We start from the raw sequence: 10768 nt of genomic DNA on the forward strand, positions 1-10768 counted from the left end.
GTGAACCTCTGCGTTGAAGACGGAGCCGATTCTAGGTAGCGGAACCCCACGGGACTTTTGTATTAGGCAAACTTATGGTGCAGACCGTGGATTGCTCATGGTCGGCAAGTGCCGGCAGAAAAAAAGCATCATGCAGGCTCTTCCGTGACAAAAGAGAGCAAGAAGGCGAAAGGCGCCAGACGCGATAACCAGCGGAGCTTTCATGCGACGAACCCAACCTCCCATCGACCTGCGCGCGTTGCAGGCTTTCATCGCAGTCTGCGAGGCGGGGTCCATGACGGGCGCGGCGAAGCAGTTGGGCGTAAGCCAGAGCGCGATCAGCCAGGCCATTGGCGCGCTGGAGCGCGATCAAGGTGTCGATCTGTTCGATCGCGAAAGCCGGCCGCCACGCCCCAATATCGCTGGACGCGCCTTGCTGGAACTGGCCGGTCCGTTGATCGAACATGCGCAGATGGTGAGCGCGCGCGTCGGCGATGCGTCGCATGCAGGCAAGCTGCCGGTGCGGCTCGGTTGCGTGGATTCGTTCGCGGCCACCGTGGGGCCCGAACTAATCCGGGCGGTATCGGGCTCGGCGCGGCAGATTTCGCTCTGGTCTGGTCTGACGCCGGGCCTTAGCAAGCAGTTGCACGACCGTGAACTGGACGTGGCGATCTGCACGCAGACGTTATTGAGCGACGCACGGATTGTCGAAGTCCCGCTGTTTTCGGAAGCCTTCGTGGCCGTCGTGGCGCGACGTTATCCCGATCAGCGCAAGAACGTCGACTGGCGCACTCTCGCACTGGAATTGCCGCTGATCCGCTATACGGCGCGCTCCGTGATCGGTCAGCAGGTTGAGCGGTTCGCGCGGCATCTTGGCATAGAGAGCGCGCGGCGCTATGAGTTCGACGCGACCGATCCGCTATTGAGTCTCGTGGCCGCAGGGCTCGGATTTGCCATTTCGACGCCGCTCTGTTTGTGGCAGGCGCGTCATTATCTCGACGACATTGCCGTATTGCCGCTGCCCGATAGCCGTCTTGGGCGTCGTGATTTTTTTCTGCTGCATCGTCAGGGTGAATGGGACGATTTCGCGTCGGAGATCATCACACTCACACGTGGCGTGCTCGATCACAGCATCTGGCCGGCGCTGGCCCGCGCATTGCCGCATTTGCCCGATGGCGCGCTGCGCTGAAAAAAAATTTTAAGGAGTCAACGATGAGTGAGCTGTACAAGCTGCATATCGGCGATGGGCCGTTGCTGATTTCGCTTCCGCATCTCGGCACGGAGATTCCGTCGTCGCTGAAGCATGAGTATTCGGAGGTGGCACTGAGTGTGGCGGACACCGACTGGCATCTCGACCGTCTTTACGACTTTGCGAAAGCGCTGGGCGCGACTTTGCTGGGCGCGCGCGTTTCCCGCTACGTGATCGATCTGAACCGGCCGCCGAACGACGAGAGTCTGTACCCCGGCCAAACGACGACGGGCCTTTGTCCAACGGAAACGTTTCGGGGCGAAGCGGTTTACCGGCCCGGCCAGGAACCCGACCAGGCGGAGAAGCAACGCCGCGTGGCTGCCTATTGGCAGCCATACCACACGGCATTGCAAGCGGAGTTGGCGAGGCTGCGCGAGCGGCATCCGCATGTATTGTTATGGGAAGCACATTCGATTGCGAGCGTACTGCCGCGCCTTTTCGACGCGAAGTTGCCGGATCTCAATCTTGGGACCCAAGACGGCCGCACCGCAAACGCGCTCGTGCAAAGCGCAGCCGAACGAGCCGCTGCGGACAGCGCGTATACGTGGGTCGTGAACGGCCGCTTCAAGGGTGGTTATATCACGCGTCACTATGGCGAACCCGAGCGCGGTATTCACGCGGTTCAGCTTGAAATGTGTCAGTGCATCTACATGAATGAAGACGCGCCATTCTCCTATCACGACGCACGCGCGGCGGTTCTTCAACCCACGCTACAGCGCATGGTGGCCGGCGCGCTGAATGCGCTCGAGCACCTGTGACCACTTTGTATAAGTAATGCTGTTGATGTATCCGAACCCGATGTGCCGTTCCTGTGCGGCGAGGCACCGCGCAGGTCGGTAAACCGCACTGCTTTGACGCGGTGAGGATCCGCGGAAGCCACCCGTTTCATGCGGTCGGTTCGCCCAAAGTGTTTCCCAGCATGAATCTTATGTTCCCATTGGTAATCATGGCATGAACGTTGCATAGGTATTGCCGGTGAGCGTACGTTGCATCAGTCGCGGTCACCCTGGCCGTACAGGAAGATGGACAGGAACTGGATCGGTGTTCTGATCAGCCGCTCGGGACCGTGGGGCACGTCGGCCTGGAAGGTGAGGGTGTCGCCGGGATGCAGGGTATAGGTTTGCTGGCCGTGCCGGTACTCGATGACGCCCTTGAGCATATGGATGAATTCGGTGCCCTGATGTTCGAAGACGGGGAAGATTTCCGATTCATCGTCCATCGTGATCAGGAACGGCTCGAACAGTTTCCTCGGGCCCTGATCGTAGGCAAGCAGGTGATACGTGTGGCCGCGCTTGGTGCCTTTGCGGACCACCTCCATGCCTTCGCCTTTTTTAACTAGCTGGGCGCCGCCTTCGGGCACGTCGAAACGGCGGAACAGCGTGGACATTGAAACACCGAGCGCATTGGCGATCCGGTTGAGCACGTCGAGTCCGGTGGAAGTCTGGGCGTTTTCGATCTTCGAGAGCATGCCGCGGCTGATCCCGGCCTGTTCGGACACCTGGGCGATGGTCAGCCCGTGGCGCTGGCGGAGTTCGCGGATCGTTGCGCCCAGATAGCGTTCGAGCGAGTTTTTACTGTCTTCGCCGTTTTGCATGGTTGAACCTCGTTGAAAGGCGAGAGGGTAGCAGATCGAAGGGCCGCATTGCGCCCTGATAGTTTCACCGCGAGAACTATTGTTGCACGTCAATAAATTTGTATTGATGCTGCGAACAGCCTCGCAGCGGGGTCGTGCAATGGGGCACGGCTCTTCAATCAGCCAGCGATGGTGGTGCAAGGAGTGACGATGAACCTGAACGATGCGAGCAAGCTGCCGGTCAACGAGTTGGGTAGCGTGCCCCGCTTTGGCTCGGCTGAAGAGGCGCAGGACTACCTCACGCAACGCGGTGTGAAGTACGTGCTGGCGCAATTCGTCGATATCCACGGGGTGGCGAAGGCCAAGTCGGTGCCGGTCGCGCATCTCAAGGGCGTGCTGAAGGCAGGCGCCGGCTTTGCGGGTTTTGCGATCTGGGGCGTGGGTATCGAGCCGAACGGTCCTGACTACATGGCGGTGGGCGATCTGTCGACGCTCACGCCGGTGCCGTGGCAGGACGGTCTCGCGCGGATCGTCTGCGACGGCCACGTCGACGGACAAGCGTGGGCTTTCGATTCGCGCGTCACGCTGAAGAAGCAGGTCGCGCGCATGACGCAGCGCGGCTGGACGCTGTTCACCGGACTGGAGCCGGAGTTCTCGCTGCTCAAGCGCTCGGCGACGGGCGCAATCGAACCGTGCGATCCGAGCGATACGCTCGCCAAGCCGTGCTACGACTACAAGGGGTTGTCGCGCACGCGGGTCTTCCTGGAAAAGCTCACCGAATCGATGCGCTCGGTCGGCATCGACGTCTATCAGATCGATCACGAAGACGCGAACGGCCAGTTCGAAATCAACTACACGTATACCGATTGCCTGACTTCGTGCGATCACTACGTGTTCTTCAAGATGGCCGCCTCCGAGATCGCAAACGAACTGGGCATGATCTGCTCGTTCATGCCAAAACCATTCGCCAACCGTCCGGGCAACGGCATGCATATGCACATGTCGATTGGCGATGGTGAACGCAATCTGTTCTCGGACAAGAGCGACAAACTCGGCATGGGGCTATCCACGCTCGGCTACCAGTTCACGGCGGGACTGCTCGCGCATGCGCCGGCACTCACCGCGCTATGCAACCCGACCGTCAACTCGTACAAGCGCCTTGTGGTGGGCCGCTCGCTGACGGGCGCGACATGGGCGCCCGCCTACATCAGTTATGGCGACAACAACCGCTCGACGATGGTGCGCATGCCCGGCGAGCGCATCGAACTGCGCCTGCCCGATGGCGCGTGCAATCCGTACCTCGCGACAGCGGCCGTGATTGCGGCCGGACTCGACGGCGCCGAACGCGAATTGTCGCCGGGCGCGCCGGCCAATGAAAACCTCTACGAGTGGTCGCTCGAGAAGTTGCGCGAGCATCAGATCGGTATCCTGCCGCAGAACCTCGAACAGGCGCTCGACGCGCTCGAAAGCGATCGCGTGATCTGCGATGCGCTCGGACCTGTCGCCGACGAATTCATCAGGCTCAAACGGATGGAATGGCTCGAGTACATGCGCCATGTCTCGGACTGGGAAATGAAAAGTTATCTGGAATTCTTCTAAGGGGTACGACTATGTGTGGAATTGTTGGCCTGCTGGTCAAGACGCCGGCATTGCGCGCGCAGCTCGGTCAGTTGATGGTGCCGATGCTGATCGGCATGACCGAGCGCGGACCGGACTCGGCCGGACTCGCGGTGTTCGGCAGCGCGGTTGGCGACAGCCAGCGCAAGCTGAGCCTGTATGCGGGCTTTACCGAAGCCGGCAACGACTTCGACTGGAACGCGTTGCTCGATGCGCTCAACAGCGCGATTGACGTGGATGCGCGCGCCGAGTCGAAGGCCAATCATGCGGTGCTGACCGTGAACGGCCATGCCGAAGCAGTGAAGGCATGGCTCAACAAGTGTTTTCCGAAGCTCTTCCTGCTGTCCACCGGACGCTCGATCGATCTGTACAAGGATATCGGCTCGCCTGCCGAGGTCGCGCAACGTTACGACTTCTCCAAGCTGACCGGCTCGCATCTCGTCGGTCATACGCGGATGGCGACCGAATCGGCGGTCACACCCGAGCGCGCACACCCGTTCACGGCTGGCGAAGACTTTTGCCTCGTGCATAACGGCTCGCTCTCGAATGCGCATGGAGTGCGCCGCAAGCTGGAACCGCAAGGCATCCGCTTCGAGACGGACAACGATACCGAAGCCGCGTGCCGCTTTCTCGAATGGCGGCTGCGTGAAGGCGATGAACTGCCGGTCGCATTGCAGAAGGGCTTTGAAGAACTCGACGGCTTCTACACGTTCCTGATGGGGACCTCGACCGAACTCGCGCTGATTCGGGATCCGTTCGCGTGCAAACCCGCAGTGGTCGCGGAAAACGACGACTACGTGGCGATCGCCTCCGAGTTCCGTTCGCTCGCGCATCTGCCCGACATCAGCAATGCCAGGGTATTCGAACCCTCACCCGAGGAGATGTATGTATGGAAAGCATGAAGTTCGACCTTGAGGGGTCGTCGGTACGCGAACTGAACCAGTACCTGCATGGCGCAAAAGAGGCCCTCGAAGGCGTGAAGGTGAATATCACGTCGCCGAACGGCGCGCACAACATCGCGGTGGGCGTCAACGCGCACGTGACGGTCACGGTGCAGGGACACGCCGGATATTACGTGGGCGGCATGAACCAGCTCGCGACGATCGTCGTGGAAGGCAGCGCCGGCACCGGCGTCGCGGAAAACATGATGAGCGGCAAGGTCCACGTGAAGGGCTTTGCTTCGAACGGCGCGGGGGCATCCGCGCATGGCGGCCTGCTCGTGATCGAGGGCGATGCGGGTTTGCGCTGCGGGATTTCGCTCAAGGGCGGCGATATCGTGGTCGGTGGCTCGGTGGGCAGCTTTTCGGCGTTCATGGCGCAAGCTGGCCGCATGGTGATCTGCGGCGATGCGGGCGATGCACTGGGCGACTCGCTGTACGAAGCCGTGCTGTATGTGCGCGGCGAGGTGAAATCGCTCGGCGCGGATGCGCAGTACGAGCCCATGACAGACGCGGACGTGGCCGCCGTCGGTGCATTGCTCGGCGCCGCGGGTCTCGATCATGACCCGCAGTCGTTCAAACGCATCGCGTCGGCCCGCACGCTCTATCACTGGAACGCTGACGCGGACCAGGAATATTGAACTTCATCGAGAACGTCCCCATGGAAGCCAAACCCGTCCGTTTCGCCCGCTTGCAGCAGGAAGAGTCGCAAGGCTACGACCGCAAGACGATCGACTACATTCACACCGCCGCGCAGCGCGGTCTCTATGAAATTCGCGGTCTCGGCGCGAAACGGCGCGTGCCGCATTTCGACGATCTGCTGTTTCTCGGCGCATCGCTGTCGCGTTATCCGCTCGAAGGCTATCGCGAGAAGTGCACGACGCAAACAGTGCTCGGCACGCGCTTCGCGAAGAAGCCCGTCGTGCTCGATATTCCGATCACGATTGCGGGCATGAGCTTCGGCGCGCTGTCGGCGAACGTGAAGGAAGCGCTTGGCCAGGCGGCCACCGCGATGGGCACGTCCACCACGACGGGCGACGGTGGCATGACGCAGGAAGAGCGCCGCTCGTCGAAGACGCTGGTGTATCAGTGCCTGCCGTCGCGTTACGGCTGGAATCCCGACGACGTGCGCCGTGCCGATGCGATCGAAGTCGTGATCGGGCAGGGTGCTAAACCGGGTGGTGGCGGCATGCTGCTCGGGCAGAAGGTGAACCCGCGCGTCGCCTCGATGCGCACCCTACCCGCGGGCGTTGATCAGCGGTCGGCGAGTCGTCATCCGGACTGGACCGGTCCCGACGATCTGGCGATCAAGATTCAGGAATTGCGCGAAATCACCGATTGGGAAAAACCGATCTACGTGAAAGTCGGCGCGACGCGTACGTTCAACGACGTCAAGCTGGCCGTGCACGCCGGGGCGGACGTGGTGGTGATCGACGGCATGCAGGGCGGCACCGCCGCCACCCAGACATGTTTTATCGAGAACGTGGGTATTCCGACGCTGGCCGCGGTTCGTCAGGCCGTGGATGCGCTCGAAGACCTGAACATGAAGGGCACGGTGCAGTTGATCGTGTCGGGCGGCATTCGCTCCGGCGCGGACGTGGCGAAGGCGCTTGCCATGGGCGCCGACGCGGTCGCGATCGGGCAGGGCATGTTGATGGCGCTCGGCTGCAATAGCGATACGTACTTTCAGAACGGCGCGCTGCATCCGGCGACGGCGGACTACGCCGCGCTCGGCACGTCGCCGGGGTTCTGTCATCACTGCCACACCGGCAAATGTCCGGTCGGCGTGACGACGCAGGACGCCGTGCTCGAACAGCGCGTGCAGGCGGAAGAAGGATCGCGCCGCGTGCGCAACTACCTGAAGACGCTGAACATGGAACTGACGACGATCGCGCGGGCCTGCGGCAAGCAGAACGTGCATCACCTGGAGCCCGAGGACCTCGTAGCATTGACGGTGGAGGCCGCTGCCATGGCGCGTATTCCGCTGGCAGGTACGTCGTGGATTCCGGGGCAGACGTACTGATCGGTGCAGGATTCGACACCCGGTGCAGAGCTCGCCATGCGAGCGACGCAGGGCGTCGATGCGGCCACGGCATTCAACGCATCGTGTGCGGCGGCAAAGGGAGACCGCGCCGCGGCAGTCGAGCATCGTCGCCGGTTTGAACGGGCGTTCCAAGCACCGTTGTCTTACATTATTTTGTCCTTTTCAGCACCGACGGACCGCGGCTTGAACCAATGGCGGGAACAAAGTTACTAAAAAAATTTTGCTTAATTGCGTTCCTCTAGCAATTTTGTAGCTTTGCCAACGGGCGGTGCTGACAAATCTTGGACGACCTGTCGTAAGCGCGCAAGGACCAGGCTGAAACCAGTGTGCTGTTCGAACTGGTCGCCGAGAGGTATGAGCCAAAAGTCTTTTAATAACGGCAAATCAGCCGTTGAGGTCAGTCGGAATCCGCGGACGCCAACGGGTTAAGCAGCGATTTTACTCAAATGGAATCGCTGCGTGAAAGCGGCCGGCGACAGGCTATCAAGTCCTTCTAAGGGATCCGGGCATCACGTTGAGGCATTCCGTCATCTATGCGGATGGTGGCTTTTGCCTTGCTCCGATGACCCGCGGTTTGCAGGTGGGAGGCGGAATCGAATTTGCACAAAAAGAGGCGGCACCGAACTTCCCTCGGGCAGAGATCATCCTCAATAAAACGAGAAAGATGTTTCCGGAGTTACGGACCAAAGACAAGGAATTCGGGGTCGGGTAGCCTCCGACCGCTCTCCTGTTATCGGCCGGCGCCGTCATTACTTGATCAACTGCATCCCGGCAACTTTCGAGGCCGCCACGTCGAAAGTTGCCGTATATTCGCACTCTGCGACGTGTCCCGAACGCTCGATCAGGCAGTCGGCGAAATCCGCCTTTGTAGATGCGGCGAAAACGCGAAGCGCCTTGCGCACCGTGTCTGCACCTTCAACGACCAGTTCCTTGGTGCCGATCATCGAGTCGATAATGTCCTTCATCTGCTCGCGCTCGACACCGTAGCATCGCCCAAGCACCCACACGACCTCAACCAGCGCGACCTGCGAAACGTAGCCCGTTCGTTCTGCCGACAGGGAATCCATCAGCGCCGTCGCTTTCTTTGATTGCACGGCGTCGTCCTGCGCGAAATAGCGGACCAGCACGTTCGTATCCAGTCCGATCATCGCGCGGATGCCCCCTGCTCGGCTATCGCCCGGTTCATGTCCTCGATCGACACTGGTTTCGCCGGCTTCTTCACGACGCCCTTGAGGGACCCAAGCGACCGCGTGGCCGGATAGACCTCATACCGGCCCGTCGCCTCGTTGAAGCTGAATTCGATCCGGTCGCCGGACTGCAAGCCAAGCTGGTTACGGACGTCCACCGGGATAGTGACTTGGCCCTTTGAAGTGAGAGTTGCTGCTGTCATGGTGACACCTCCATATTCCTTACTTTAAAGTAAGGAATATGAAAAAGCAAGAAAACCAGCGGGAGTGCCACACGACTGACTACACCCCAGATGGCATGCGTCACTCGCCGAGATCAATCGCGGCGACAGCCTCGCGCTGATCGCGTGCGGACACGTCCAAATATGGCGACAGGTGATCGAGGTGAGCATGGCCTAAAAGAATCTGCACCGTTTCGAGCGGGTGCCCGTTCGCCATCAGGCGGCTAGCGAACGTCCGTCTGCCAGTGTGACTGCTGTAACCGGCTCCGAGCCCTGCGGCACGGTATAGGCCAGTCACATAGCTCTGGAGGCTATCGGCGGCCAGATACTCGATTGATTTGCCCTCGAAATTGACGCGCCGCTTGACGCTCAGCTCGAACGCGCCACCCTTCTGCGTGAGGATCAACCTCGTTCGCGGCATCAGGCCACGGTATTCGCGACGATCCAGCGACACCCCATGCCCACGGACATATCGCCACTCGACGTAGCCTTCGAAGGCTGCGACCGTCTTCGCGTGCGAGAGAAACCCGCAGCGCGGCCGGCAGCCTTTGGTGATCGAACCGGGCAAGCCGATTTCTTCTTTCTTTGTGCCTGACTTCGAGAGCACATGATGTACTTCTAGACGCGCGATCTCGGTCACGCGCATCCCGCATGTAATGCCGAGCAGGAGGATCGAAGTGTCGCGTTCCGGAAAGCGACTGGTCGCTTCGGTGACGCGCAGGAGGTGGCGGAATTTCGCCGGTGTGAGGGTTCTGGCGTGTTTGGGTTCCATGCTTCCGTATCTCGTAATGCGCTTGAAAATCGAGCCTGTTACGAGAGAGAAAGTGTTTGACGCTCCTTTCCAGTGTAACCCGCGTAGTGCCTCACTTCCTCGGAAAAGCTGAGGGGAGGAAAAAGCCGGAAGGCAATGGCTGCCTTCCCGCCGTTAGAAGTAACCGCGTCGGTCGCAGCCGGGTTTCTGTTTCCGTCACGACATTTTCTGGAAACGTCTTGGTACACTGCGGTCCGACCGAGCGGAGGCAAGTGCATGGGAATGTCGGGTGAACTGTTTGAGCAGGAGTTCGAGACGTGGACGCCGGCTCAGGCTAAAACGTTTTTTCGCGCCGGGATGGTGGACGATTTCTTCGTCAGTAACGTCGGTGGGGATGTCTGGGTGCTCACTCTGCTTGTTGTTGGCCGCGGGGGGTGGCAGATACAAATTCAGTTGCGCACGGCTCGCGAGCTCGATACCCACAAGGTGCGTCAGTTCAAGACGCTCGATGCGGCGGTGAGAGCCGCCGGAGAGATCGGATTTGATGTCAGGAACATTGGCATCGCGAGGGTCGCGCAGCGCGCATTGCCTCGCGCTGGCTCGAAGGCTCACAGCGGGGCACCTCAACGCCGAAGTATGCTGCCCGACGTGGACTAACCGAGGCTCGCGTCCCGCCAAACCCATCTTTAGAAAACAGCAAATGAAACCTTCGAAAATTGCGCCCGTCTCTGCCGCCGTGCTGCTGACCATCGCGCTCAGTGCGTGTGATAGCAAGTCGGCCACGACAAAAGAAAACTATGCGAAGGCTGTGCAGCAGTACCTCGATGCCACGGACGCAGTCTGCGTCTGGAGCAACCGGCCTGCGCCGTTCGAGTATGCGAACGTTCGCGCCGGGGAGCAGCAGCAGGCAGACCAGCTTGTGAAGGTGGGACTGCTGGCGAAGGAGCCTGCGACGGTGCGCGACTTCGGTCAAAGCTTGCCTGGCGCCCGGTACACGCTGACGGACGCCGGAAAGAAGGCGTCCAGAGGTGTGGCGCCGGGCCTCGGCAACCGGTTCTGCGGCGGAAAAGCGAAACTGATGGACATTGACGCGCCGTCAGCGGGCGTAAAGGCGCAGGCGGGCGATAAGGTGTATGTGCACTACGTGGCACAGCTCGTTGACCGGCCTGCCTGGGATGACGAATCGGTTCTGGTGGGTCACATCGAACT

At 60.7% G+C, this 10768-nt stretch carries 12 protein-coding genes and 1 pseudogene; 9 read left to right on the forward strand and 4 right to left on the reverse strand.

Going from position 1 to position 10768, the window contains the following annotated elements; all coding sequences use genetic code 11:
• Positions 1-202 precede the first annotated feature (202 nt).
• Entirely contained in the window at positions 203-1168 is a 966-nt protein-coding gene (locus F759_RS0130180) for a LysR family transcriptional regulator (protein WP_027194719.1), read from the forward strand.
• 23 nt (positions 1169-1191) lie between these two features.
• Positions 1192-1986 carry an N-formylglutamate deformylase gene (hutG, locus tag F759_RS0130185; protein ID WP_027803135.1) on the forward strand — a complete coding sequence of 265 codons (795 nt, stop codon included), beginning with the start codon at positions 1192-1194 and terminating at the stop codon, positions 1984-1986.
• Positions 1987-2219: 233 nt separating this feature from the next.
• Here hutG and F759_RS0130190 read toward each other — a convergent pair whose 3' ends face one another.
• Positions 2220-2822: a helix-turn-helix domain-containing protein gene (locus F759_RS0130190; RefSeq protein ID WP_027803136.1), complete on the reverse strand. Its 603-nt coding sequence runs from the start codon at positions 2820-2822 to the stop codon at positions 2220-2222.
• Between the two features lie 189 nt (positions 2823-3011).
• On the opposite strand from F759_RS0130190, the gene glnT reads away from it, so the two are divergent.
• The 5 genes and pseudogenes from glnT to F759_RS45450 all read left to right on the forward strand — a co-directional run.
• Positions 3012-4400, forward strand: coding sequence for a type III glutamate--ammonia ligase (gene glnT, locus F759_RS0130195; protein ID WP_027803137.1), 1389 nt, complete (start codon positions 3012-3014; stop codon positions 4398-4400).
• An 11-nt stretch (positions 4401-4411) separates the two neighbouring features.
• Entirely contained in the window at positions 4412-5320 is a 909-nt protein-coding gene (locus tag F759_RS0130200; protein WP_027803138.1) for a class II glutamine amidotransferase, read from the forward strand.
• Complete coding sequence (locus tag F759_RS0130205; RefSeq protein WP_027803139.1) at positions 5308-5997, forward strand: GltB/FmdC/FwdC-like GXGXG domain-containing protein; 690 nt, start codon at positions 5308-5310, stop codon at positions 5995-5997. The genes F759_RS0130200 and F759_RS0130205 overlap by 13 nt, the downstream gene beginning before the upstream one ends.
• A gap of 20 nt (positions 5998-6017) precedes the next feature.
• Positions 6018-7379 carry an FMN-binding glutamate synthase family protein gene (locus F759_RS0130210; protein ID WP_027803140.1) on the forward strand — a complete coding sequence of 454 codons (1362 nt, stop codon included), beginning with the start codon at positions 6018-6020 and terminating at the stop codon, positions 7377-7379.
• A 299-nt stretch (positions 7380-7678) separates the two neighbouring features.
• Positions 7679-7791, forward strand: a pseudogene (locus F759_RS45450) (ATP-binding protein); the annotation flags it as partial.
• Between the two features lie 358 nt (positions 7792-8149).
• On the opposite strand, the gene F759_RS0130225 reads toward F759_RS45450, so the two are convergent.
• The 3 genes from F759_RS0130225 to F759_RS0130235 form a co-directional block, all read right to left on the reverse strand.
• A complete protein-coding gene (locus F759_RS0130225) occupies positions 8150-8548 on the reverse strand; it encodes a PIN domain-containing protein (protein WP_027803142.1) in 399 nt (132 codons plus the stop codon).
• The gene (locus F759_RS0130230) at positions 8545-8790 is read right to left on the reverse strand and encodes an AbrB/MazE/SpoVT family DNA-binding domain-containing protein (RefSeq protein WP_027803143.1); all 246 of its coding nucleotides are present in this window, start codon (positions 8788-8790) and stop codon (positions 8545-8547) included. Before F759_RS0130230 ends, F759_RS0130225 begins: the two co-directional genes overlap by 4 nt.
• A gap of 100 nt (positions 8791-8890) precedes the next feature.
• Complete coding sequence (locus F759_RS0130235) at positions 8891-9580, reverse strand: tyrosine-type recombinase/integrase (RefSeq protein WP_027803144.1); 690 nt, start codon at positions 9578-9580, stop codon at positions 8891-8893.
• Between the two features lie 255 nt (positions 9581-9835).
• On the opposite strand from F759_RS0130235, the gene F759_RS0130240 reads away from it, so the two are divergent.
• Positions 9836-10216: a hypothetical protein gene (locus F759_RS0130240; RefSeq protein WP_036025586.1), complete on the forward strand. Its 381-nt coding sequence runs from the start codon at positions 9836-9838 to the stop codon at positions 10214-10216.
• Positions 10217-10259: 43 nt separating this feature from the next.
• Positions 10260-10768 (forward strand): hypothetical protein (locus F759_RS0130245; RefSeq protein WP_027803146.1); only part of this gene is annotated, 509 nt, incomplete at its 3' end.

The organism is Paraburkholderia dilworthii, assembly GCF_000472525.1.
In the GTDB taxonomy this organism is placed as follows: Bacteria; Pseudomonadota; Gammaproteobacteria; order Burkholderiales; family Burkholderiaceae; genus Paraburkholderia; species Paraburkholderia dilworthii.

Coding starts and splice junctions, on each gene's coding strand:
- F759_RS0130180 (WP_027194719.1), top strand. CDS start 203: ATGCGACGAACCCAACCTCCCATCGACCTGCGCGCGTTGCAGGCTTTC.
- hutG (WP_027803135.1), top strand. CDS start 1,192: ATGAGTGAGCTGTACAAGCTGCATATCGGCGATGGGCCGTTGCTGATT.
- F759_RS0130190 (WP_027803136.1), bottom strand. CDS start 2,822: ATGCAAAACGGCGAAGACAGTAAAAACTCGCTCGAACGCTATCTGGGC.
- glnT (WP_027803137.1), top strand. CDS start 3,012: ATGAACCTGAACGATGCGAGCAAGCTGCCGGTCAACGAGTTGGGTAGC.
- F759_RS0130200 (WP_027803138.1), top strand. CDS start 4,412: ATGTGTGGAATTGTTGGCCTGCTGGTCAAGACGCCGGCATTGCGCGCG.
- F759_RS0130205 (WP_027803139.1), top strand. CDS start 5,308: ATGGAAAGCATGAAGTTCGACCTTGAGGGGTCGTCGGTACGCGAACTG.
- F759_RS0130210 (WP_027803140.1), top strand. CDS start 6,018: ATGGAAGCCAAACCCGTCCGTTTCGCCCGCTTGCAGCAGGAAGAGTCG.
- F759_RS0130225 (WP_027803142.1), bottom strand. CDS start 8,548: ATGATCGGACTGGATACGAACGTGCTGGTCCGCTATTTCGCGCAGGAC.
- F759_RS0130230 (WP_027803143.1), bottom strand. CDS start 8,790: ATGACAGCAGCAACTCTCACTTCAAAGGGCCAAGTCACTATCCCGGTG.
- F759_RS0130235 (WP_027803144.1), bottom strand. CDS start 9,580: ATGGAACCCAAACACGCCAGAACCCTCACACCGGCGAAATTCCGCCAC.
- F759_RS0130240 (WP_036025586.1), top strand. CDS start 9,836: ATGGGAATGTCGGGTGAACTGTTTGAGCAGGAGTTCGAGACGTGGACG.